The organism is Yersinia vastinensis (genome assembly GCF_044905075.1).
GTDB lineage: Bacteria > Pseudomonadota > Gammaproteobacteria > Enterobacterales > Enterobacteriaceae > Yersinia > Yersinia vastinensis.
Genome location: NZ_CP173260.1, coordinates 1,564,400 through 1,589,485, shown reverse-complemented (window position 1 = coordinate 1,589,485; position 25,086 = coordinate 1,564,400). Strand labels below are relative to the sequence as shown.

Sequence of the window (25,086 nt, the reverse complement as noted above, 5' to 3'; positions counted from 1 at the left end):
TATGTTCAGGCATTAATTATAAAAACTTTCTTATCTGGCACACCGAGACGCCACATTTAATGCATCTCATGTGAGCCAAGGTGTCACCAGCGCTGCTTCAGCAAGTTGTTCGGTTGAATACCACTTATGGCTCGGGTGTTGCCATAGTCTTTAGCGGCGATCCCGGCTTCGAATTCTTCCCGGAAATATTTGATCGCACTTTGTAGTGGTTCTACCGCGCCCGGCGCGTGAGCACAGAAGGTTTTTCCCGGCCCCAAGAAGCGGCACAGTTGCTCCAGCGTCTCGATGTCGCCCGGCTGACCTTCGCCGCGCTCCAGTGCACGCAGGATCTTCACGCTCCATGGCAAACCATCGCGGCAAGGTGTACACCAGCCACAAGATTCACGGGCGAAAAACTCTTCCAAATTGCGCACCAGCGGGACCATACCAATTTCGTGGTCTACCGCCATCGCCAGTGCAGTTCCTAAACGGCTGCCTGCTTTAGCAATATTCTCGAAATCCATCGGCAAATCTAAATGGTCGGCGGTCAGGAAGTCAGTCCCTGCACCACCTGGCTGCCAAGCTTTGAATTTCAAACCATCGCGCATACCGCCCGCATAATCTTCTAGAATTTCACGGGCAGTGATACCAAACGGCAGTTCCCACAGACCTGGATTTTTCACCCGGCCAGAGAAGCCCATCAGTTTAGTACCGGCATCGTTACTTTTACCGGCAGTGATCCCTTGGTACCACTCAACACCATGCTCAAGAATGGCGGGGACGTTACACAGCGTCTCCACGTTATTCACGCAAGTCGGTTTGCCCCAAACACCAGAAGATGCAGGGAAAGGTGGTTTAGAACGAGGGTTAGCTCGACGACCTTCTAGCGAGTTAATCAACGCGGTTTCTTCACCGCAGATGTAACGGCCAGCACCGGTATGGACAATCAGCTCGAAATCAAAACCGCTGCCCATGATATTTTTGCCCAGCAAACCCGCTTCGTTAGCCTCAGCAATGGCACGACGCAGGTTAGCAGCGGCTTCAATGTATTCGCCACGCAGGAAAATGTAGCCACGGTAGGCTTTCAGCGCGAAGGCACTGATCAGCATCCCTTCCACCAACAGATGAGGCAATTGCTCCATCAGCAAGCGGTCTTTATAGGTGCCAGGCTCCATCTCATCGGCATTACACAGCAAATACCGAATATTCATGCTTTCGTCTTTTGGCATCAGACTCCACTTCAAACCCGTGGAGAAGCCAGCACCGCCACGCCCTTTCAGGCCAGCGTCTTTGACCAAGCTAACAACATCAGGTGGTGCCATGCCTTTTAAGGCTTTTTCAGCACCTTGGTACCCGGTTTTGCTGCGATATTCATCCAGCCACACGGGTTGTTTGTCATCACGCAAACGCCAAGTCAGCGGGTGCATTTCCGGGGTACGGACGATCTCTTTGGTAAAACCTGAAGTCATGGTCATGGATATTGCTCCAGTAACTTTTCAATATCTTCAGGTTTCAAGTAGCTGTGGGTATCGTCGTCGATCATCATCGTCGGGCCACGATCACAGTTACCCAGACAGCAGGTCGGCAGCAATGTAAAGCGGCCATCAAAAGTCGTCTGCCCCGGTTGAATACTGAGTTTTTTCGAAATCGCAGCCTGAATCCCCTGATAACCTGTGATGTGGCACACCACGCTGTCACAGTAACGGATCACATGACGCCCAACGGGTTGGCGGAAGATCTGGCTGTAAAATGTCGCCACACCCTCAACATCACTGGCTGGGATACCCAACACATCAGCAATAGCATGAATCGCACCATCCGGTACCCAGCCCCGTTTCTTCTGCACAATTTTTAGTGCTTCGATTGACGCGGCGCGGGCATCTTCGTAATGGTGCTTCTCATGTTCGATAGCATCACGTTCTTCAGCACTCAATTCGAAAACGTCAGTTGTGGTCGCCGGTTCAGCCGCATTGACTGCCAGGTTCGCCACATTTTGGCTTTCGTTATTTACCTGAGTCTCTTTTTGATCACTCATAATTAGCGGTCCACATCAGACATTACAAAATCGATACTGCCCAGATAGACGATCAAGTCAGATACCAAGCTGCCACGGATAACCGATGGGATCTGCTGCAAATGGGCATAGCTTGGTGTACGTATCCGGGTGCGATAACTCATGGTGCTGGCATCACTGGTCAGATAGTAGCTGTTGATCCCTTTGGTCGCTTCAACCATCTGGAATGATTCGTTAGCTGGCATCACTGGACCCCATGAAACTTGCAGGAAGTGAGTGATCAGCGTTTCGATATGTTGCAGCGTACGTTCTTTCGGTGGTGGCGTTGTCAGTGGATGGTCAGCCTTAAATGGTCCTTCTGGCATGTTTTTATAACATTGCTCCAGAATGCGCAGGCTTTGACGCAACTCTTCCACTTTCAGCATCACGCGGTCATAACAGTCGCCGTTGTTACCGATTGGCACTTCAAAATCAAAGTTTTCATAACCGGAATACGGACGCCATTTACGCACGTCAAATTCAACACCTGTCGCACGCAGGCCAGCACCGGTCACACCCCATTCCAACGCTTCTTTAGAATTATAAGCCGCCACACCAATAGAACGCCCTTTTAGGATGCTGTTCTGTAATGCGGCTTTGACGTAGGAATCAAGGCGTTTTGGCATCCAGTCAAGGAAGTCACGCAGTAGACGTTCCCAACCACGTGGGAGATCGTGCGCGACACCACCAATGCGGAACCAGGCCGGATGCATACGGAAACCAGTGATAGCTTCCACCAAGTCATACACTTTCTGCCGGTCGGTAAAGGCGAAGAACACCGGTGTCATGGCACCAACGTCTTGGATGAAGGTACTGATGTACAACAAGTGGCTGTTGATGCGGAAAAGTTCAGACAACATCACTCGGATGGTTTTGACGCGATCCGGAACCTCAATACCAGCCAGTTTTTCCACTGCCAGCACATAAGGCATTTCGTTCACACAACCGCCAAGGTATTCGATACGATCGGTATAAGGAATGTAGCTGTGCCAAGATTGGCGTTCGCCCATCTTCTCCGCGCCACGGTGGTGGTAACCCACATCTGGCACGCAGTCGATAATCTCTTCACCATCAAGCTGCAACACGATACGGAACGCACCGTGTGAAGAGGGGTGGTTCGGGCCGAGGTTCAAGAACATGAAGTCCTCGTTTTCGGTTCCGCGCTTCATGCCCCAATCTTCGGGTTTGAAGGTCAGTGATTCCATTTCCAGATCTTCTTTCTGCTTGGTCAGCACAAAGGGATCGAATTCCGTGGCACGCGCGGGGTAATCTTTACGCAGCGGGTGACCTTCCCAGCTCTGCGGCATCATGATGCGCGTCAGGTGCGGGTGACCATCAAAGGTAATACCGAACATTTCCCAAGTTTCACGCTCATACCAGTTGGCATTAGGGAAAATCTTGGTTGCTGTGGGCACATGCATGTCTTTTTCAGACAGTGCCACTTTCAGCATGATGTCACGGTTACGCTCAATGGAAATCAGATGATAGAAAACAGAAAAATCCGCAGCAGGGAGGCCCTGGCGGTGAGTACGAAGGCGCTCATCAACACCATGCAAATCAAACAGCATGACATACGGCTTCGGTTGTTTTCTCAGGAACGACATTACTTCCAGTAATTGTTCACGCTTGATCCATACCACGGGCATCCCGGTACGGGTAGCCTGAACAACAAGGGCCTCAGGCCCAAAACGGTTCGACAGTTCACCAATCACCGGATCATCAAGATGATCTCGGGTCTGCCACGCAGGCTGGGTGCTGTCGGACGTCGTTAAATCGGTCATTATTTATTCACCACACTGTTTTTTCACCACACTGAATGTGTCATTTTGTGGTCTTTTGCCGCACACATGTTCTGGAAGAAAACGGTTCTATCCAAAAACAAATCACTTACGTACCAAAATCTTACGCGACTATTCCCGTAGAAATAGTCAGCTTAGATCTCGTCAGGAGTACGCAGGTTAGTTACTGCAATTCGTTCAGCATGCTTACGTTCTCTTTCTGGTTGCATATTGGCGCGGTAAACACCTTGATCACCCACAACCCAAGAGAGAGGACGGCGCTCTTTACCGATAGATTCCTGCAACAGCAGCAAAGCTTGCATATAAGCTTCCGGACGCGGTGGGCAACCAGGAATATACACGTCTACCGGTAGGAATTTATCCACGCCTTGTACTACGGAATAGATATCGTACATGCCGCCGGAGTTGGCACAGGCGCCCATAGAGATAACCCATTTAGGTTCCAGCATTTGTTCATACAGACGCTGAATAACCGGAGCCATTTTGGTAAAACAAGTACCGGCCACAACCATGAAATCGGCCTGACGCGGTGAGGCGCGTAATACTTCGGCCCCGAAACGTGCCACGTCGTGTACAGCAGTGAATGATGTCACCATCTCCACATAACAGCAGGAAAGACCGAAGTTATACGGCCAAAGAGAGTTCTTACGCCCCCAGTTCACCATGTCATGCATGGCGGTCTCAAGTTTACCCATGTAAACACTACGGTGGACATGTTGCTCGAGAGGATCGCCGCTGACGGTTTCCTGAGTTTGCAGGGGGTAACGGTCGTTCTCACCGTTAGGGTCTATGCGGGTGAGCGTATAGTCCATGTTAATGCCTCGCTATATTAATTATTGGCGATTATCTTGCGCTTGCGGATGACTGCTGGCGTATTTGACTATGCTCGGTTTACTCACGCGACGACTAGAACGCGCAGGAGTCCAGTCCAGAGCGCCGATGCGCACCAGATAAACCAAACCAGCCAAAAGCACCAAAATGAAAATGGTTGCTTCGATAAAGCCGACCCAGCCACTCTCACGGATAGAGATTGACCACGCATACAGGTATAAGGCTTCAACATCGAAAATAACGAAGAACATGGCGACCAGGTAGAACTTGGCAGACAGACGCATGCGCGCAGAACCTACCGAGTCAATACCCGACTCATAGGGGACGTTTTTGGCGCGGGCCCGAGCTCTCCCACCCAGAAAGAACGCACCTAGCAGCATCAAACCGCACAGCCCGATAGCGCCGATCAGGAATACAGCGAACGCCCAATGATGAGCGATAACTTCAGTGGTTGTTGACATACTCATTGCTTACTCATCAAAAGTGGCGTCGGACATCCTGCTCTTGTACTGGCAGTTAGCGCACCACATCGATTCAAAGGGAAGGATAAAAACCACACAAAACACACTGTCTTTACAACTGTTTAGCCAGTGTTTTACTGTGGGCTTTTTACTCCTTTCAGTAACCTTTTGTCAACTTTGACAAAAGTAACAACAGATTAATTTACAAACGCACGATCTTACTTAACATTTGGTGCGACTCATAAAGCTAAATCGAGTCAGTAATTTGTTAAGCCAGAACATACACATATAAACCAACTTGGATAGTCATCTTTAACTATACCATTGTCTCAGGAATAACCGGTTCTTCCACTCACTAGCTAGGGGTATTTTTTTGATCCAGAACACGTTTTGAGTGTTATTTCATAAATATTTGGTATGAAAAGTTGCTATTTAGTATTTAAAATAAATGAAACGATGTTTTAATAAAAAATATAATGCTAATAATAAAATAGATATTAACCATTAAGTTAATCTGGTTTATCGACGGTAAACTTATCGAGATAAACATCTATAAGTGAATCAAAACGACGAGTTGAATGCAAAATTAAACTGAAATCAGTGAAAATGAATATTTAGTCAAAAATAAAAATAAAAAAGCCCCTAAAACAAGGGGCTTATGATGCTTTTATAACCTAAATACTTAGCTTTGATCGTCTATTAAATAATCAGAATCCAGTATTAAATCCGAGCCAGACTGCAACCCATGTTGATGGCCGGTTTGCATAGCATCGAAGATGGCGAGCGCCAATTCATTGCCACACTGGTTGTCTTTACAAAGCGAATAATGCGTTTCAGGCAGGCGGGGTAACCCTTCTGTCTCACCCAATACACGCAAGTCAGGACTCATCATTTCTATTGGTCTGGCGGTCACACCTAGCCCCGCCCTCACCGCTGCCCGAATGGCAGAAAGTGAAGAAGCGACATAGGCGATTCGCCATGCGATACCCGCTCTGGTCAGATGTTCTATTGCCATATCGCGGAACGGGCTAGGCTCGTCCATCACCACTAACGGTACTGATTCACCAGACTGGAACTGGTAGTCGGCGGAACAATACCAAAGCGTAGGTGATGTTCTTAAGATCACATGAGGATGAGTGTCGACCTTAGCCGTGGTAATGGCCAGATCCACTTCGCCTTGACTCAGCATGTCAGCGATGAGTGGGCTACGTTTCACCCGCACATCAATTGCCAGCCGAGGATAAAGCGTCGCTACTCGATTTAATAAGAAAGGTAGCAGCGTATCGGCAGTATCATCCGATGCGCCGATAATAAGTGACCCTTCTATATTACTGTACATCAGTGACGTACAAGCTTCATCGTTGAAACGCAAGATTTTTCTGGCATAGCCAAGTAACTGGAGACCATGTTCAGTAAGTAATTTGTTACGCCCATGACGGGCAAATAACTCCTTACCGACTAACTGTTCTAACCGTTGCATTTGTTGGCTAACTGCTGACTGAGTTCGACAAACCGCTGCAGCAGCAGAGGCAAAAGTATTCAAGTCAGCAACAGCTACAAAGGTTCTAAGCAGATCGAGGTCGAGATTAATTATCGGACGATTTGCATTTGTCATAGTGTATTCTTCACTTTTTTGAATTCTAATTACAAACTACCCTGGTGTTTAAGTATCAGCGCTATCAATAAGGGACAACGCTAAGTATGACAGTACCCCACTCATTAGAGTAGGGCAAAAAATTTACTTATATTTCGTTACCGCTATCTCTTTTTAAAAAAAACTATTGGTGTAACTCTGTATTTGTTTGTGAATTAGGTCATAAAAATACGCTAAATCTTCGATAAATGAAGATTTTTTTCTTTAGTAACCCTGATTCTTTGCTGCTTTTATAAAAAGTAGCCACTCTATTTTAATTAAATAGGCAAGGTGCAAAAGTTGAAAAATATTAAAAAATATCAATATATCTTCGCCCTCAATTCTAATCCAATTGAGTTAATTCAATCAGTAAGGCCTAAGAATTAGTAAAGAATCGCAATGTTAACATTAATAATCCTTAATAGTTTTCCTATTTACAAATTCTCTCTTTTTTACCCAATCTAAATATGTATGATGATATAAATTGTTGAATTAAGATCCTTATCGCGACAACACAGAAAAATGATGTATCCACACTCACTATATGGGTAAATCTCCGCTCAAAAGAGAATGCTTAAAGTCTCAGTAGAAACTTTATTTTGTTTACAGTTATGTCTGTTGAAATCAATCAGAATAAAACTTCAGATAAACTCATCAATCAGATATACCGAAGAGGGATAAACAGTAAAAAGCCCCGTGTCGCCCCCTCTTCTTTACACTCGTCAGACTTTTGCACTAAAGATATGCATATAACTTCAAAAACCTACGGCGTCGGAGTACATTGAACACCTTGCAGTGTTCCACGCTGAGGACACGCTTTTACCAGCAAAAGGCTCAATTTTTTATGTCCCCCATTGAGAAATCCAGCAAACTGGACAACGTCTGTTATGACATTCGTGGACCAGTGCTAAAAGAAGCTAAGCGTCTTGAAGAAGAAGGTAACAAGGTTCTGAAACTAAACATCGGCAACCCAGCCCCGTTTGGTTTCGATGCACCGGATGAAATTCTGGTGGATGTGATCCGTAATTTGCCGACTGCACAAGGCTATTGCGACTCCAAAGGCCTGTTTTCGGCGCGCAAAGCCATTATGCAGCACTATCAGGCTCGCGATATGCGCGATCTGACGGTAGAGGATATCTACATTGGGAATGGCGTTTCTGAGTTGATCGTGCAATCCATGCAAGCATTGCTCAATCTTGGCGATGAAATGTTGGTGCCAGCCCCAGATTACCCTTTATGGACAGCGGCTGTGTCGCTTTCAAGCGGTAAAGCTGTGCATTATATGTGTGATGAAGAATCAGGTTGGTTCCCTGATTTGGATGATATCCGCAGTAAAATCACGCCACGAACTCGTGGGATAGTGATTATCAACCCAAACAACCCAACTGGCGCGGTTTACAGCAAAGAACTGCTGTTGGAGATTGTCGAAATCGCTCGTCAGAATGACCTGATTATTTTCGCCGATGAGATCTACGATAAGATTTTATATGACGAAGCCCAGCATCATTCTATTGCCGCTCTGGCGCCAGATTTACTGACCGTGACATTCAATGGTTTGTCCAAGACTTATCGTGTTGCGGGATTCCGTCAAGGCTGGATGGTACTGAATGGGCCGAAGAAGCACGCCAAAGGTTATATCGAAGGCTTAGAAATGTTGGCCTCGATGCGGTTGTGCGCCAACGTACCAATGCAACACGCGATTCAAACTGCATTGGGTGGCTATCAAAGCATCAGCGAGTTTATTCAGCCGGGTGGGCGTTTGTATGAACAACGCGACCGCGCTTGGGAGCTGATCAATGAAATCCCGGGGGTTTCCTGCGTGAAACCTCAGGGCGCGCTCTATATGTTCCCGCGTATTGATGCCAAGAAATTTAATCTGCATGATGACCAGAAGATGGTGCTGGACTTGCTGTTGCAAGAGAAAGTATTGCTGGTACAAGGCAGTGCATTTAATTGGCCGTACCCGGACCATGTGCGGATTGTAACGCTTCCCCGTGTGGATGAGTTGGAGATGGCCGTGAGGAAGTTGGGGCGGTTCTTGGAGACATACCACCAGTAAGTTTTATGGGGTTGGTCGAGATAAATGAAATTCAGTTTGGTTGATATTCATTTAGCCTACCAAGTCCGGTTGGTAATCGTTCAGGTGATCGGTTCGGTTGACATGAGATCAACGGCAACTTAATCCCCGTCACCTCAGCCGCCAAAGGGGTCACAAGCGTGTGACCCCTTCTGTCATCCCCGCGCTTGCGCACGTATCGTTAGCCCACTTCGTGGATAGCCCTCGGCTCATCGTTTCGCTGACGGACCGGTCGATTCACTCCTGTTCAAATGTGCTTTTAAACACTCAGGTCAAAGCCATGTTTCTTGGTTTTGAATTTCTTTTTTGATGTTGAGCGCAATCAGGAATATTACCGACAAGGATGGCAGGCTTCGAAGAACAAGTGACCACTGAATGAATATCAACCGAAACCTAATCCATTCTCACACAACTGAACTTATTCACCAGAACCAATATCAACTAAAACCAGATCCCATACTCAATAACGACTCTGATAAACTACCTGCAGACCTGCATTTGCAAAGATAAAGAGAGAACACTATGAGTCACTTCTTCGCTCACCTATCCCGCCTGAAACTGATCAACCGTTGGCCACTGATGCGCAATGTCCGCACAGAGAATGTTTCTGAACACAGTTTGCAGGTGGCTTTTGTCGCTCATGCACTGGCTATCATTAAGAATCGTAAATTTAATGGCAATCTTAACGCCGACCGAATTGCCTTGCTGGCGATGTATCACGATGCCAGTGAAGTGATAACTGGCGATTTGCCCACCCCTATCAAGTATTACAATCCTCAGATTGCCCATGAATACAAAAAGATAGAGAAAGTTGCACAGCAAAAACTGATCGAAATGTTACCAAAAGAGTTACAACACGATTTTCGCTGTCTACTGGATGAGCATTATTACAGTGAAGAGGAAAAAGCACTGGTTAAACAGGCTGATGCCCTTTGCGCTTATCTTAAATGTCTGGAGGAGTTATCCGCGGGCAATAATGAATTTATTCAAGCTAAAGCGCGATTGGAGAAAACGCTCGCGATGCGCCAAAGCCCAGAAATGGATTACTTCATGGAAGTATTTGTCCCCAGCTTTAGCCTATCGCTGGATGAAATTAGCCTCGACTCGCTGGATTGAAACCTACGTGCTCCAGTGTTATTGGCGCGACAAGTCGGCGGTTAGCCCTTGTTGCGCCAATAACAAAAGCTAAAATGGGAATAACAGCGGTACCACCATCACACTCACAATCATCACCAGAAAAGTAAACGGCACCCCCATTCGGATAAAATCACCAAATTTATAACCACCGGGGCCTAATACCAGCGTATTGACTGGGGATGAAACCGGCGTCATAAAGGCGGCAGATGCCGCGATGCCAATAATCATTGCGAAGGGATACGGAGAAACTGACATTTCGCGGGCGGCAGCAATTGCAATGGGTGCCATCAATACCGCGGTGGCCGTATTGGAAATAAATAACCCAATGGTGGCGCACAATACAAATAAGCACAGCAACATTACCCGCGGCCCCATTCCACCAGCAACATCCATTAAACCACGGACGATTAAATCCACCCCTCCGGTTTTCTGTAGCGCTTGTGCAAAGGGCATCATCCCGATAATCAAAATCAAACTCGGCCAATGGATTGAACGGTAAGCACTGTCCATATCAATGCAACGGAACTGCCCCATCAGCAAACACGCCACCAGCGCTGCAATCACATTCGGGACTTCGTCGGTCAACATCATCGCCACCATCAATGCCAGACAAAATAAAGCATGCGGGGCTTGTGAGATTGCCGGAGCCACTTCGTCAACTTCTGCAGGCAAATTCAGTACGATGAAATCACGCGTTTTTTGCTGTAACTGGCGAATCAATTTCCAGTCGCCAATCACCAGCAAGATATCGCCAAACTGCAATTTGTCGTCAACCAGTTTGCCTTCCAATACCTTACCGTTGCGACGAATGCCCACCACATTTAAGCCATAGCGCGTTCGAAAAGTCATTTCGCGTAAACTCTTTCCTAGCAAGGTAGAGTCAGGGATCAGCGATACCTCAGCCATCCCAACGTTACGTGACTGCTCAGAGAAATACTCACCCCGCAGTACCATCGGCTCTAACATTTGATCAGTGCAGAATTCACGTAAATCCATGCCACTGTCTGACATATCTATCAGCAATACATCGTTTTCGCGCAGTTCCGATGAACCCGTCGCGCTCACCATAACCCGACGAAAACGCTTCCAGCGCTCAATCCCGACCACGTTCGCGCCATAGCGAGAGCGCAAATGAAGTTCATCCAGAGAACGGCCAATTAAGGGGGAATCATGGCGGATTGCCAGACGGCGCGCGCGCCCCGTCAGTTTATAGTCGCGAATCAGATCACGGAAAGTACGGCGCTTCCATTGCTGCTCTTTTTCTGAACTCGCCGGTGTACCGCCCAGCCAACGCCGGGCGACTAACATATAACCAACGCCCATCAGCAAGATGATAAGGCCAATCGGTGTGACGCCAAAGAAGCCAAACCCCTTGATGCCTTCTCGCAATAATTCACTGTTAACAACCATGTTGGGCGGGGTCGCAACCAACGTCATCATGCCGCTAATAAGCCCGGCAAAACTCAACGGCATCATCAACCGCCCCGGAGAAATCTTCATCCGGCTAGCCACACTCAGGACTACCGGGATAAAAATTGCGACGACCCCAGTCGAACTCATAAAGGCCCCAAGCCCTGCCACTGTCACCATCAAAAGCGCCAGCATTTTGGTTTCACTGTGACCGGCCACTTTCACCAACCAATCACCGACCTGATAGGCCACGCCGGTTCTCACTAACCCCTCACCAATCACAAACAAGGCTGCAATCAATATCACGTTAGGATCGCTAAACCCGCTAGTGGCTTCCCCTAATGACAACGTGCCACTCATGACGAAGGCAATAATGACCAATAACGCCACAACATCCATTCGTAATTTATTGGTAGTAAACAGCACAATAGCTATCAGAAGTAGCGTCAACACCCACAATAGTTCGCTGTTCAAAATGGCCTCGTTGGCAGAAAGTGAAGAGGGAGTATCCGACTCTCGTAGTAAAGCATTAAATGAAGTCAATACCGCTGTTTGAGATCAATAATGGCTGTAAATTTATGCGGTTACCATCCCGCAATCGCATAAATTATATTTTTTCTGAAAAATTTATCTCTGCGCTATATTTATCACAGCAAAAGAGCGCCATAAGGCGCTCTCAATCAAAGCGAGAAAAAGTGGTTAATTAATAACACGAACAACTGCGCCATTTGCTGTGGCGTCAACGGCAATTTGCTCAAGTGAACTGAGAACCAAATCGACTTGGTCAAGTTTTGGCGTGTCAGCAGGCGCATTCACGGCAATCACTTGGCAGCCTGCCGCCAGCCCGGACAAAATCCCAGCGGGCGCGTCTTCCACCACAATACAGTCGGCAGGAGCCAACCCTAAACGTTCGGCTCCCAACAGATAGGCATCAGGCATAGGTTTGCCATGCTTAACCTGTTCAGCAGTCACAAACACTTTAGGTTCCGGTAGATGGCCCGCAGCACGACGAGCTGAAGCCACGGGGACTGAACCTGAGGTTACAATAGCCCACGGGATAGACAAACGGTTAAGTCGTTCCAGCAGTGACACAGCCCCCGGCAACGCAGTCACTCCGTCAGTGTCATTGGCTTCAATGTGCTCTAATGCCAAAAACTCTGCCTGAAGTTCAGCATCATTTGCACCTGGCATAAAATGGCGAAGAGAGGTAATTGCTTGTTTGCCATGGATAAATTCAAGAACTTCTGATGGATCTACGCCGCGGCCTTGCGCCCAGCCAATCCAGGCTCGTTCAACAGCAGGTAATGAATCAACCAGAGTCCCGTCCAAATCAAAAAGAAAACCTTTACACTCCACAAGCACATCCTCATCAATAAACCAATTTATACCCCGGAGGATATATTCAATCACCCAACCATCACGCCCAATCAAGCATTGATAATTTGCGAAATCTCAACAGCACTCAAATGATACTGGCGTGGGCATGACTGCCAGATAGCCAGCATACGTTGGTATTTATCCCACATAGGAGTTTGGGAATTAAAGCCATGTGTTCCTGAATCAAAGTGGGTATAGCGCCCTTCCGTATTGACCATAAAACGCACATAACTTAGATAGCGGGATTCCGTCGCGGCATCAAAACCCAGGAACGCAATGCGGCGCTCATCCAAGTCTTGTTTGTCTTTTAGGTTGCCACAGGAGACTTGCAAAGCGTGATGCATCTCCATGATATTAATGATGGTACGGCAAGTCTCTTCGCTCATCTCACCAAAGTCGCGGTCCAGTTCACGCATCTGCAAACCAAAACCACGCTCGACGATAGTTTGTAGTCGGCGATAGCGTTCAGCGTTTTCCGGATCCAGCATGGTCATCATTTTGTACTGATTCGACAGAATCAGTCGTTGGGCGTTGGTCATATCCATCACTACACTCCTAAGACATCAATAATGAGGAAATCATCGCATACAGAGTGGGGCCATACTTTGATTTGACAGGGGATTTTGCGCTGCTGTTAACAGATCCACAAAAAGCCCCGGCAGCAAACAAAGCCCCGGTATCTCTTCCTCTATCATGCCACGATGAGCATCAAAAAACGCATCAGCCCTCAATGTGTTTTACAAGTCATCGAGAAACGTTTTATCCAACTGTTTAAAGGCGCGTTTCAATACATCGGCAAGCGACTGGTAAGTCGGTGTCTGTTCAATCGGTGCCACCGCTTGCCCGGCTTCTGCCAGTTTGTTCCGTACATCATGGAACCACTGCAATAACGTCGGCGGCAACGGCGTAATTGCACGTTTACCTAACCACCACAATCCTTGCATCGGTAAACTGCAGGCAAAAAGTGCAGTGGCAATGGCTGGCCCTAATTGGCCCCCTAGGGCTATTTGCCAAGTCAGCGTAAAGATGGCCAACGGCGGCATAAAACGAATGCCAAAACGCGTCGCCGTCGACACACGATTCTCTGGAAACACCGGTGCTAGGCGTTTATCCGCCGGCCAAGTTTTCATATAGCGCTGGCCCAGCTTCAGTATCTGAAACCAACTTACGGTATCAGAGGGTTTTGTTGTCATGACTCACCTCAACTTCACAAGCAAAAATTAAAAATTTTTTTGTAATCCACAAACTAAAAATTAGTCTGTTAAATATATTTTGTTTTTAGGCGGCGCTATCGGTATCCTAGTCCGGCCTTTTGGCCGCATAGAAGATGACACTAAATATGTCAACTTTTCGCAGCATTTAAATCAATTTTGTTAAATCGCACAGGTTTTTACCACCAGGCATTAACGTTTTATCAGCGATTTTTTCATCATCATGCCTTTTTTGCTATCGCATGATGTTAATCATTAATGTCGACGCCAATATGCGCTACGCTTTTGGACAGATTGACGTTTTATTAACCACGTGTTTTTCGCTGTTTTTGTCCTTCCGCTACTATTGGTATCGAGTAGACAAAAACAAATACCAAACACGACTATAAATAGGTACTTCCATGTCGAGTAAGCTAGTACTGGTTCTTAACTGCGGTAGCTCTTCCCTGAAATTCGCAATCATCGACGCAACCAACGGTGAAGAACACCTCTCAGGTTTAGCCGAATGCTTCCACCTACCAGAGGCTCGCCTCAAATGGAAAATGGATGGTGGTAAACACGAAGCCGCATTGGGTGCTGGTGCAGCACACAGCGAAGCACTGAATTTCATTGTTAATACTATTCTGGCACAAAAACCAGAGCTTTCCGCTCAACTGACCGCTATCGGTCACCGCATCGTTCATGGCGGCGAGAAATTCACTGCATCAGCAATTGTTACCGAAGAAGTTATTCAGGGTATCAAAGATTCCATCCCGTTTGCACCACTGCATAACCCAGCACACCTGATCGGTATCGCTGAAGCATTGAAATCCTTCCCGAATCTGGCTAATAAAAATGTTGCAGTGTTCGATACTGCCTTCCACCAGACTATGCCGGAAGAGTCATATCTCTACGCCCTGCCGTACAACTTATATAAAGAACATGGTATTCGCCGCTATGGCGCACACGGTACTAGCCACTTCTATGTGAGCCAAGAAGCCGCCAAAGTCCTGAACAAACCATTGGAAGAACTGAACGTCATCACTTGCCATTTGGGCAATGGTGGTTCTGTCACTGCGGTTCGTAACGGTAAATGTGTCGATACTTCTATGGGGCTGACGCCACTGGAAGGTCTGGTTATGGGTACCCGTAGTGGTGATATTGACCCGGCAATCATTTTCCACCTGCATGATTCTATGGGGATGAGCGTTGATCAAATCAACAAGCTATTGACCAAAGAATCTGGCCTGCTGGGCCTGACCGAAGTCACCAGTGACTGCCGTTATGTTGAAGACAACTATGAAACCAAAGCAGATGCACGCCGTGCAATGGATGTGTTCTGCCACCGTCTGGCTAAATATATCGGTGCTTATACTGCACTGATGGATGGCCGTCTGGATGCGGTTGTCTTCACGGGTGGTATTGGTGAAAACGCCGCAATGGTGCGTGAACTGACCTTGGACAAACTGGCACTGCTGGGCTTTGAGATTGATCATGAACGCAATCTGGCAGCACGCTTTGGTAAGTCTGGCACCATCACCAAAGATGGCAGCCGCTTGGCTCTGGTTATCCCGACCAACGAAGAGCTGGTTATCGCGCAAGACGCCTCTCGTCTGACCGCGTAATTATTCTTTATACTTATATATCCAAAGAATTTGGTGTTGCAAGCAGGTAGCGAACGTACTCATCCCGAATCACTTACTCCAGTATGTGATTCGGGTTATTGAACGTAGCCAACCCACATGCAACTTGAAGTATGACTGGTATATATACCCCATAGATTTCGAGTTGTAGATAGACGGCAACAGAATGAACTCAAGGCGTTGAGATAATGCAATGACTTGGGTGAATGATGGCAGCCAACAACTCTGCAACTCGAAAGATGGCGGGTATAAAACCGTAAAGAGGTTTAGCCGTGTCCCGTACAATAATGTTGATCCCTACCGGCACCAGCGTTGGTTTAACCAGCGTCAGCTTGGGTGTCATCCGCTCCATGGAACAAAAAGGTGTACGCTTGAGCGTATTCAAGCCAATCGCCCAGCCACGTGCTGGTAACGATGCACCTGATCAAACCACCACGATCATTCGCGCGAACTCCAGCATCACTGCTGCTGAACCACTGAATATGAGTCATGTGGAAGCGTTGCTGAGTTCTAATCAGCAAGACGTGTTGATGGAAGAAATTGTTGCCCGTTATCACGAAAATACCAAAGATGCTGAAGTGGTTCTGGTTGAAGGTTTAGTGCCAACTCGCAAACATCAGTTTGCTAATGCCCTGAACTATGAAATCGCCAAAACCCTGAACGCTGAAATCGTGTTTGTAATTTCATTGGGTAATGATTCACCGGATCAATTGAAAGAGCGTATCGAACTAGCACGTTCCAGCTTTGGTGGCAGCAAAAACAAAAACATCACCGGCGTTATCATTAATAAACTGAATGCCCCGGTGGATGAGCAAGGCCGTACTCGCCCTGACCTGTCTGAAATCTTTGATGATTCAACCAAGGCCAGTGTGGCAAAAATCGATCCAAAACAACTGTTTGCCAATAGCCCGCTGCCTGTTCTAGGCTGTGTGCCTTGGAGCTTCGAGCTGATTGCCACCCGTGCAATCGATATGTGCAAACATTTGAACGCACGCATTATTAACGAAGGTGATATCAAAACTCGCCGCGTTAAATCTGTGACGTTCTGCGCCCGTAGCATCCCGCACATGTTGGAACACTTCCGTCCGGGTTCTCTGCTAGTCACTTCCGCAGACCGTCCAGATGTGTTGGTGTCTGCTTGTCTGGCAGCGATGAATGGCGTTGAAATCGGCGCAATTTTGCTGACCGGCGGCTACGCCATCGATGAGCCAATTAAACGCTTGTGTGAACGTGCCTTCCAAACTGGCCTGCCAGTCTTTATGGTAGACACGAATACTTGGCAGACCTCTTTGAGCCTGCAAAGTTTCAACCTGGAAGTTCCAGCTGATGACCATGAGCGTGTTGAGAAGCTGCAAAACTATGTTGCCAGCCATATCAGCAGCGAGTGGATTGACTCTCTGACTGCCACCTCTGAACGTTCACGTCGCCTGTCTCCTCCAGCATTCCGTTACGAGCTGACGGAATTGGCGCGTAAAGCGGGCAAACGTATCGTACTGCCAGAAGGCGACGAACCACGTACCGTGAAAGCGGCTTCTATCTGTGCCGAACGTGGCATTGCCACTTGCGTGCTGTTAGGTAATCCAGAAGAGATCCAACGCGTTGCTGCGGCTCAAGGCGTCGAGCTGGGTAAAGGCGTTGAAATCATCGATCCGGTTGCTGTACGTGAGCAATATGTTCCGCGTCTGGTTGAACTGCGCAAGAGCAAAGGCATGACCGAAGTGGTTGCTCGTGAGCAGTTGGAAGACAACGTAGTTCTCGGTACGTTGATGTTAGAAAAAGGCGAAGTTGACGGTCTGGTATCAGGTGCTGTTCACACCACCGCAAACACTATCCGCCCACCGTTGCAGTTGATCAAAACCGCACCGGGCAGTTCGCTGGTTTCTTCTGTGTTCTTCATGTTGCTGCCTGATCAGGTTCTGGTTTACGGCGACTGCGCGATTAACCCAGACCCAACAGCTGAACAACTGTCAGAAATCGCTATCCAGTCTGCTGATTCTGCCGCAGCATTCGGTATCGAACCGCGTGTGGCGATGATCTCTTACTCCACCGGTAATTCTGGTGCAGGTAGCGATGTGGAAAAAGTCCGCGAAGCAACACGTTTGGCACAGGAAAAACGCCCAGATCTGATAATCGATGGTCCATTGCAGTATGATGCGGCAATCATGGCAGACGTGGCTCAATCCAAAGCGCCTAACTCACCCGTTGCGGGTAAAGCAACAGTGTTCATCTTCCCTGACTTGAATACCGGTAACACCACCTATAAAGCGGTACAGCGTTCTGCCGACCTGATCTCTATCGGGCCGATGCTGCAAGGCATGCGTAAGCCAGTTAACGACTTGTCCCGTGGTGCGTTGGTAGACGATATCGTCTATACCGTGGCATTGACCGCCATTCAATCAGCACAAGCTGACGCGTCTTAATCTTCGGGTTAAATCATATAAAAAACGCCAGCCTTGTGCTGGCGTTTTTATTTGGTTATCGACTTATCACCTCATGATTCTGCATGTCAGGTACTTTGTCGTGGTTCAAACTTATAGTTGAAGCTCTGATTGAGAGGTTCATCTATCTCATCGTCATCATTATCTAGCATATCAATCAGCATCTTACCCGCTTCCTTACCCATCTTTTTGTAATCAATACGCATGGACGTGAGCGTTGGGTGAGTCTGATCACAGCTGTCTGAACCGTCTAAACACGCCACTGCAATACCACTGGGGATTTTCAACAACCGCCGCTGACATTCAAATAACACACCAAGGGCAATATCTTCGTGGCTACATATCACGGCATCCAATTCAGGTTGGCGCTGGAGTATTTCGGTCAGCGCATAACGGCCAAACTGCAAACTGGCACTCTCTGGCGTTGTGACAGTTTGATCCCCATTTTTGTAATGCTCAAGCATCGCTTTATGCCAGCCATTTAATTGCTGACGCTGCAAACGGTTATCCATATGTGCGCCAATAAACCCAATATTATGGTAACCCCGCTCCAGCAAATGGCGGCTCAATTCATAGGCTGACTCAAAAAAAGCCGCTTCAAGAGTAATTTTTGCCCCTTTGAAATAAGACCCAACCACATTCACTGTGGGGATGTTCGCTCGCTCAAGCAGTTGATAAGTTTTATCCGCCAACTGCGAACCAAAAATCACTACTGCCGCCGGATTGCTTTGCAGCAATGTCATCAGTATTTCAGCTTCTTTACGCTGATTATATTCGTGACAACCTAATAAGAGTTGGAACTCATTCTTATTCAAAATCTGTTGCAGCGCCTGCATAAAGCGAGAGCTGGCTTTGTCAGTGAGAGAGGGAATTAAGACGGCGACAGTATCGCTGTGACCGGATGCTAATGCCCCTGCGGCACGGTTAGGGATATAGCCAAGTTTTTCAACCGCTTGTTCTATTTTCTCACGTAGTTTGTCTGACACCTGCTCCGGCGTTCGCAGCGCTCTGGAAACAGTCATCGACCCTACCCCGGCGTAATTCGCCACATCAGATAGCGTGACCCGCCCGGTATTGCGGCGCTTGCGCGTTTTTTCCATGCTGAATTCCTGCCTAATTAAAATGTCTTGCCTGCCGACAACAAACCATTCCGTATTCACATCGACAATTCATTGCATTGTATATGGCTTATTACGAGATAGCTAAAGGACCGGATGCGACAAATGATAGCGCTATCACAAATTTTGATAGCGCTATCAGGTAGCGCTATCAATTGAGATATTCATCACATTAATAACAGTGATAACTATCTACTCTCACGTTAACAGTCATCGGGAGTCATATATATCATGTTAAAAACACTGTTAACGCCAGACGTCATTCAAGTCGTCACCCAGGCAAAAGATTGGCGTGATGCCATCGCGATTTCATGCCAACCGTTAATTGATAATGGCGCGATTGAAGCCCGGTATGTCGAGGCGATTTATCGCTCCCATGAGGCCATTGGCCCTTACTATGTTGTCGGGCCGGGGATTGCTATGCCGCATGCCCGCCCAGAAGAAGGGGCGAATAAACTCGCTCTGGCATTAACCGTTATTACCGAGGGCGTCACGTTCAACGCAGAAGGTAATGATCCGGTCAAACTGCTCATCGTGTTGAGTGCAACAGACAGTACGAGCCATATCGAGGCTATTTCTCAACTCGCTCAGTTGTTCGATAACGATAACGATGTGGCCGCCTTGCTTAATGCTAAAACGCAGCAGGATATTTTGTCCGTTATTGCGCGTTATTAATCAAAACATTAGGTTCGGATAATAATTTTAAGGGGAAAAAAATGAAAATTACAGTGGTTTGCGGTAACGGCCTAGGCACCAGCCTGATGATGGAAATCAGCATCAAAAATATCCTGAAGGAATTGGCGGTCAGTGCTGAGGTTGATCATGTTGACTTGGGTTCGGCTAAAGGAACACCCAGTGATATTTTCATCGGCACCAACGATATTGCCGAGCAGCTCATTGCTCAGGCCGTCGGTGGAAAAATTGTTGCTTTAGACAACATGATTGATAAAAAAGCCATGAAAGAACGTTTGTCTGTGGCATTAACTGAATTAGGCGCTTTGTAACTGGAGGCTGGCATGGATTTCTTCCGCTTTTTAATGAGTGATGTTCTTTCCGAACCGGCAGTGCTGGTGGGTCTCATCGCTTTAATCGGCTTGATTGCACAGAAAAAACCAGTCACGGAATGCATCAAGGGCACCGTAAAAACCATCATGGGTTTTGTGATTTTAGGTGCTGGTGCAGGTCTGGTCGTATCGTCTTTGGGTGATTTTGCCAATATCTTCCAACATGCTTTCGGTATTCAGGGCGTCGTCCCCAATAACGAAGCCATTGTGTCCGTCGCACAGAAGAGTTTCGGTAAAGAAATGGCGATGATTATGTTCTTCGCTATGGTTATCAATATCCTGATTGCCCGCTTTACGCCGTGGAAATTTATCTTCCTGACAGGGCACCACACGCTGTTTATGTCGATGATGGTCGCCGTAATTCTTGCAACCGCTGGGATTAGTGGTGTAACACTGATTGTTATCGGTTCGCTGGTCGTTGGGGTTGCAATGGTGTTCTTCCCTGCCATCGCCCACCCTTATATGAAAAAGGTGACTGGTTCTGATGACGTGGCAATCGGCCACTTCTCTACCCTGTCTTATGTCTTAGCGGGTTTTATCGGCAGTAAGTTTGGTAATAAAGAACATTCGACTGAAGACATGAATGTGCCAAAAAGTCTGCTGTTCTTGCGTGATACCCCCGTCGCAATCTCTTTTACCATGTGCATTATTTTCATCGTAACCTGCCTGTTTGCTGGGCCGGAAGTGGTGAAGAGCCTCAGCGGTGGTAAAAACTGGTTCATGTTCTCACTGATGCAATCCATTACTTTCGCCGCAGGTGTATACATCATCTTGCAAGGTGTGCGTATGGTTATTGCCGAGATTGTTCCTGCATTTAAAGGGATTTCAGACAAGTTAGTGCCTAATGCTAAACCGGCTCTGGATTGCCCAGTTGTCTTCCCTTACGCACCTAATGCTGTATTGGTTGGCTTCCTGAGCAGCTTTGCCGCAGGCCTTATCGGGATGTTTGCGCTGTATTTGATGAACATGACCGTGATTATCCCAGGTGTTGTGCCTCACTTCTTCGTTGGTGCTGCTGCTGGGGTGTTCGGTAATGCAACGGGCGGGCGTCGCGGCGCTATTCTGGGTGCATTCGCACAAGGTCTGTTAATTACCTTCCTGCCAGTGTTCCTGCTGCCAGTGCTGGGTGACATCGGTTTCGCCAACACCACATTCAGTGATGCTGACTTCGGTGCTTTGGGTATTTTACTGGGTATTATTGTTAGATAATCAGTAAGATAGAAACAAGAAAGAGAAAAGCCCCTGGAAAGGGGCTTTTTTATGGCTGATAGGGATTAATCTTCGCGTGGTGTGATTTTTCCGTAATCCTGCTCATTATTGCGTGTTAGCCACAGTGACAGGGCTTTCAGAGAGTCGGGAGTGAATTCATCACAACGAGCGGTGATTTCTTCTGGCAGCATCCAGCGAACTTCATCTATCTCTTCCGCTTGTAATGCAAATGGGCCATGAGAGACGCAGCTAAACAAAGCCCCCCACACACGACAGCACTCTTCTTCAAAGTAAAACTGGCCATGTTCGGCAAAAGGCACACCGGCAATACCTAGCTCTTCTTCCGCTTCGCGCCGGGCGGATTCAAGGTAGTTTTCACCACTTTGCACGACACCACCGGCGGTTGCATCCAGTTTCCCGGGATAGAAATCTTTACCCTCAGTGCGGCGTTGTACCAGAATTTTGCCCATTCCATCGTGCACCACAATATAGGTAGCACGGTGGCGTAGTCGTTGAGCTCTCATTTGTTGACGACTGGATTGAGCAATAACATCATTTTGCTCATCAACAATATCAACCCACTCGATGACTGCTGCTGGATTTTGCTCCACCATCCTCTGAAACCTTCTATCTGGGCGCATTTAGATGCGCGCAATTGTTAATCAACAGTGTTTTTCAAAAACAACATTATAAGTATTTATATTGATTCACTTTTATCAGCTAAGGGCGCAAAGCCAACTGAACAACAGGCTCATCATTTTGTAGGGTCAGAACCTGTAAAACACCCTCATCCAACATGCCATAACTTGCTGGATACCCTCCTTTGGGGATACTGACGGAACCGGGATTGAAACATATTACCTCATCCTGCCACTGCGCCTGAGGCAGATGAGTATGACCATAAACCAAGACATCCCCATGACGCAACGGAGGAAGTGCAGCGGGATGATAAAGGTGACCATGCGTCAAAAATAAGCGCGTTTCCGACATAATAATCTGCTGCCAACCAGCCATCATCGGAAATTGTAATAACATCTGGTCGACTTCACTGTCGCAATTGCCGCGCACAGCGATAATCTTATTTTTATAGGGATTAAGGCATTCTGCTACTGCCGCTGGCTGATAACCTGCCGGTAATGCATTACGTGGCCCGTGGTTGAGCAAGTCACCCAACAGCACTAACCACTGCGCCTGACTACGTTCAAAGATCTCCAACACCTTTTCAGTGGCAGGCAGCGACCCATGCAGATCAGAAGCAAACATTAACTTCATGGTATCGTTTTCCTCAATAAGTCAGACCTAACATGTAGTCATAACACTTAATGAAAGCTAAATGTGGCCGTATTCTATCATCCAATCCGTCGGATTAATCCGATAAAAAACACTATCTGCCATAAGAAAATTTTATCGTAAAAAGCAACGCCGACATTACAGAATAATGTCAGCATGATGCAAATTCCAATGAGGGGGCGGCGCTATAATAGAGGTCGGGATGCCAGTTCTTCCAGTGTGAGCTGATTGAATAGATATCCTTGCATGGCATCAATATTACTGCCTTTAAGTTGTTCTGACTCATCCTGATTTTCTACGCCGACAACAATCACTCCGAGGCAATATTTCTTAATGTTATTTATCAGGATAGGAAAAGTATGCTTATTGTGCTGCCAGAAGAAATGCTTATCAATTTTCACATACTCAAAAATATTGGCCGTTACTGCATTTAAAGTAGAGCCGCCACTCCCTAGATCATCAAGCCATAACGGGTATCGCCCAGCCAATTCACGGAGTAATGGATTATTCATCCCATCAGATAAATTGGAGAAAGTCTCCATGATTTCTAGCCGTAAAAAAGGCATTTCGTCCAGCATTTGACGGGTTGAATCATCAGTAACAATCACACTGGCCAAGTCAAAATCGATATTAATAGAGAGCAAAACATTGTTCGTGATAAACCAATCGCTATAAGCTTTGACCGCGCGTAATTGGTCATGGAATAAATCAGTCTTTCCGCCGATATCCAATTCTTTAATAAACTGTTCGACATCGATGGCTAAATCGACCGATTTAGCTGAAAATCGGCTTAATAGCTCAACGGCTAATAAGCTACCGTCTTGCCTGTGTATAGGTTCACACACATAAGTACAGTTAACTTCGATGTTTAGCTTCATGCGCACCTGGAAAAGTGTATGGACAACAATGAGATCACAACTTGACCTCAGCTGGAGGATTTATAAGCCGCCGTGAGTTTTTATAAAACACCTAATATTTATTTATAAAACATCCAACGTCACAAGGCGAAAAGACTGACCGCCTATTTTCTATTCAGATGTGTATGTTCACTCTAGCAGAAAATCACAAATTCAGTGTTTTAAAAGTCGTCTTGTCTGGCTTATAACCTTTGTTAGCGCTCAACAGCAATAAGACAACGCGGTGTTTTAACTGGTAATACCTGAGCGCTTAACACTGTATTAATCGGACAGATCAGATGATTTGTTTAGCTATTATTTTTTTATTTTCTCAAATGATGTTGCTGACAACATATAGGCACTGTATTGCTCCACGACTAACGGGTCTGAAGAGGGCTTATCTGGATAAAAATTAACTCAGGATGTGCTCATCATCGTATGAGAAGAGCACAGAATCACCTATGCTAAAAGAGATGCTGATAGGCAGACATGACGACAATAACACTGAAGTAAGAAAGGCATAAACGGAGATTGGCGATGCGTATTTTAATCACTGGAGCTACAGGACTCATCGGGCGTAGTCTCAGCGCGTTCCTTTTATCGCAAGGCCACCAAATAACCGCGCTAACCCGAAATCCGCAGCGGGCTACTGAAGTACTGGGTTCACAAGTCACCTGCTGGTCAACTCTTGATGATAAGTATGACCTCGACGATTTTGATGCAGTGATTAATCTGGCGGGTGAACCTATAGCGGAAAAGCGCTGGACGGCACAGCAGAAGGAGATTCTGTGTCAAAGTCGCTGGCAGATAACCGAGAAATTAGCGACGTTAATTAAAGCCAGCCGCCAGCCGCCGGCGGTGTTTATTTCAGGGTCCGCAGTTGGATTTTATGGCGATCAAGGGCAAGCATTGGTCACCGAAGATGAGGTGCCACATGATGAGTTTACTCACCAACTCTGTGAACGTTGGGAAAGCCTCGCTCTGGCCGCCCAAAGCACTAACACCCGCGTCTGCCTACTGCGTACCGGGATAGTATTAGCCCCTCATGGCGGTGCATTAGCGAAAATGGTGCCGCTATTACGCTTAGGATTGGGGGGGCCAATTGGGGATGGTCGCCAATATCTGCCATGGATACATATTGATGATATGGTTCACGGTATCCATTATTTACTGACCACAGAGGGACTGAGTGGTCCGTTTAATATGGTTTCACCTTATCCCGTCCATAATGAACAATTTATTGCCACACTGGCAGACGTGCTGGATCGCCCTGCGGTGATTCGTACTCCGGCAGCAGCCATTCGCTTATTATTGGGGGAATCCGCTGCCTTAGTGCTAGGAGGGCAACGGGCAGTACCGAAACGGCTAGAAGAAGCCGGTTTTGCCTTTCGCTATTTCGAACTAGAAGATGCTTTGCGTAATGTACTGAAAAAGCCTGGGGGATAGCTCTGCGAGTTATCCCGCCCTTCCCGATACATTTC

At 47.1% G+C, this 25,086-nt stretch carries 22 protein-coding genes; 8 read left to right on the top strand and 14 right to left on the bottom strand.

The features are described from left to right. Positions 1-83: 83 nt before the first annotated feature. From nuoF to rovM, 6 genes are all read right to left on the bottom strand, one after another. Positions 84-1,454, bottom strand: coding sequence for an NADH-quinone oxidoreductase subunit NuoF (gene nuoF / locus ACIOG0_RS07510; RefSeq protein ID WP_050096903.1), 1,371 nt, complete (start codon positions 1,452-1,454; stop codon positions 84-86). Further along, positions 1,451-2,014, bottom strand: coding sequence for an NADH-quinone oxidoreductase subunit NuoE (gene nuoE / locus ACIOG0_RS07505; protein WP_050140354.1), 564 nt, complete (start codon positions 2,012-2,014; stop codon positions 1,451-1,453). Before nuoE ends, nuoF begins: the two co-directional genes overlap by 4 nt. A gap of 2 nt (positions 2,015-2,016) precedes the next feature. Then, complete coding sequence (nuoC, locus tag ACIOG0_RS07500) at positions 2,017-3,813, bottom strand: NADH-quinone oxidoreductase subunit C/D (RefSeq protein ID WP_050096901.1); 1,797 nt, start codon at positions 3,811-3,813, stop codon at positions 2,017-2,019. Between the two features lie 152 nt (positions 3,814-3,965). After that, complete coding sequence (locus ACIOG0_RS07495; protein ID WP_050096900.1) at positions 3,966-4,643, bottom strand: NADH-quinone oxidoreductase subunit B family protein; 678 nt, start codon at positions 4,641-4,643, stop codon at positions 3,966-3,968. 21 nt (positions 4,644-4,664) lie between these two features. After that, on the bottom strand, positions 4,665-5,129 hold the full coding sequence (gene nuoA / locus ACIOG0_RS07490) for an NADH-quinone oxidoreductase subunit NuoA (RefSeq protein ID WP_050096899.1): 465 nt from the start codon (positions 5,127-5,129) through the stop codon (positions 4,665-4,667). 676 nt (positions 5,130-5,805) lie between these two features. After that, positions 5,806-6,738 (bottom strand): virulence transcriptional regulator RovM, encoded by a 933-nt coding sequence (gene rovM, locus ACIOG0_RS07485; RefSeq protein ID WP_050096898.1) that lies wholly within the window; start codon positions 6,736-6,738, stop codon positions 5,806-5,808. A gap of 862 nt (positions 6,739-7,600) precedes the next feature. Here rovM and ACIOG0_RS07480 point away from each other — a divergent pair. Together ACIOG0_RS07480 and yfbR are read left to right on the top strand one after the other, a co-directional pair. Then, complete coding sequence (locus tag ACIOG0_RS07480) at positions 7,601-8,815, top strand: pyridoxal phosphate-dependent aminotransferase (RefSeq protein ID WP_050096897.1); 1,215 nt, start codon at positions 7,601-7,603, stop codon at positions 8,813-8,815. A 540-nt stretch (positions 8,816-9,355) separates the two neighbouring features. After that, on the top strand, positions 9,356-9,949 hold the full coding sequence (gene yfbR / locus ACIOG0_RS07475) for a 5'-deoxynucleotidase (protein WP_050096896.1): 594 nt from the start codon (positions 9,356-9,358) through the stop codon (positions 9,947-9,949). A gap of 69 nt (positions 9,950-10,018) precedes the next feature. Here yfbR and ACIOG0_RS07470 read toward each other — a convergent pair whose 3' ends face one another. The 4 genes from ACIOG0_RS07470 to yfbV form a co-directional block, all read right to left on the bottom strand. Then, positions 10,019-11,854 carry an SLC13 family permease gene (locus ACIOG0_RS07470; RefSeq protein ID WP_050096895.1) on the bottom strand — a complete coding sequence of 612 codons (1,836 nt, stop codon included), beginning with the start codon at positions 11,852-11,854 and terminating at the stop codon, positions 10,019-10,021. Positions 11,855-12,079: 225 nt separating this feature from the next. Next, positions 12,080-12,736, bottom strand: coding sequence for a sugar phosphatase (locus ACIOG0_RS07465; RefSeq protein ID WP_050097731.1), 657 nt, complete (start codon positions 12,734-12,736; stop codon positions 12,080-12,082). 71 nt (positions 12,737-12,807) lie between these two features. Continuing rightward, the gene (locus tag ACIOG0_RS07460; protein ID WP_050096894.1) at positions 12,808-13,302 is read right to left on the bottom strand and encodes a YfbU family protein; all 495 of its coding nucleotides are present in this window, start codon (positions 13,300-13,302) and stop codon (positions 12,808-12,810) included. 192 nt (positions 13,303-13,494) lie between these two features. Next, positions 13,495-13,950 (bottom strand): terminus macrodomain insulation protein YfbV, encoded by a 456-nt coding sequence (gene yfbV, locus ACIOG0_RS07455; protein WP_050096893.1) that lies wholly within the window; start codon positions 13,948-13,950, stop codon positions 13,495-13,497. 419 nt (positions 13,951-14,369) lie between these two features. Here yfbV and ackA point away from each other — a divergent pair, with 419 nt between their 5' ends. Further along, on the top strand, positions 14,370-15,572 hold the full coding sequence (gene ackA / locus ACIOG0_RS07450; protein ID WP_050140352.1) for an acetate kinase: 1,203 nt from the start codon (positions 14,370-14,372) through the stop codon (positions 15,570-15,572). A 305-nt stretch (positions 15,573-15,877) separates the two neighbouring features. Next, on the top strand, positions 15,878-18,010 hold the full coding sequence (pta, locus tag ACIOG0_RS07445) for a phosphate acetyltransferase (protein WP_050096891.1): 2,133 nt from the start codon (positions 15,878-15,880) through the stop codon (positions 18,008-18,010). An 86-nt stretch (positions 18,011-18,096) separates the two neighbouring features. On the opposite strand, the gene ACIOG0_RS07440 is transcribed toward pta, so the two are convergent. After that, positions 18,097-19,128, bottom strand: a complete 1,032-nt coding sequence (locus tag ACIOG0_RS07440) for a LacI family DNA-binding transcriptional regulator (RefSeq protein ID WP_050096890.1) — start codon at positions 19,126-19,128, stop codon at positions 18,097-18,099. 249 nt (positions 19,129-19,377) lie between these two features. On the opposite strand from ACIOG0_RS07440, the gene ACIOG0_RS07435 reads away from it, so the two are divergent. Genes ACIOG0_RS07435 through ACIOG0_RS07425 form a run of 3 tightly spaced genes read left to right on the top strand, consistent with a single transcriptional unit; the run spans position 19,378 to position 21,419 of the window. Further along, the gene (locus ACIOG0_RS07435; protein WP_050096889.1) at positions 19,378-19,821 is read left to right on the top strand and encodes a PTS sugar transporter subunit IIA; all 444 of its coding nucleotides are present in this window, start codon (positions 19,378-19,380) and stop codon (positions 19,819-19,821) included. Positions 19,822-19,862: 41 nt separating this feature from the next. Beyond that, positions 19,863-20,150: a PTS sugar transporter subunit IIB gene (locus ACIOG0_RS07430; protein ID WP_050096888.1), complete on the top strand. Its 288-nt coding sequence runs from the start codon at positions 19,863-19,865 to the stop codon at positions 20,148-20,150. Positions 20,151-20,162: 12 nt separating this feature from the next. Further along, the gene (locus ACIOG0_RS07425; protein ID WP_005277900.1) at positions 20,163-21,419 is read left to right on the top strand and encodes a PTS ascorbate transporter subunit IIC; all 1,257 of its coding nucleotides are present in this window, start codon (positions 20,163-20,165) and stop codon (positions 21,417-21,419) included. A 65-nt stretch (positions 21,420-21,484) separates the two neighbouring features. On the opposite strand, the gene yfcD is transcribed toward ACIOG0_RS07425, so the two are convergent. The 3 genes from yfcD to ACIOG0_RS07410 form a co-directional block, all read right to left on the bottom strand. Beyond that, positions 21,485-22,033: an NUDIX hydrolase YfcD gene (gene yfcD / locus ACIOG0_RS07420; RefSeq protein ID WP_050096887.1), complete on the bottom strand. Its 549-nt coding sequence runs from the start codon at positions 22,031-22,033 to the stop codon at positions 21,485-21,487. A gap of 106 nt (positions 22,034-22,139) precedes the next feature. Next, positions 22,140-22,691, bottom strand: a complete 552-nt coding sequence (gene yfcE, locus ACIOG0_RS07415) for a phosphodiesterase (RefSeq protein WP_050096886.1) — start codon at positions 22,689-22,691, stop codon at positions 22,140-22,142. 203 nt (positions 22,692-22,894) lie between these two features. After that, positions 22,895-23,587 (bottom strand): EAL domain-containing protein, encoded by a 693-nt coding sequence (locus ACIOG0_RS07410; RefSeq protein WP_050096885.1) that lies wholly within the window; start codon positions 23,585-23,587, stop codon positions 22,895-22,897. Positions 23,588-24,142: 555 nt separating this feature from the next. Here ACIOG0_RS07410 and ACIOG0_RS07405 point away from each other — a divergent pair. Next, entirely contained in the window at positions 24,143-25,051 is a 909-nt protein-coding gene (locus ACIOG0_RS07405; RefSeq protein WP_050096884.1) for a TIGR01777 family oxidoreductase, read from the top strand. Positions 25,052-25,086 lie beyond the last annotated feature (35 nt).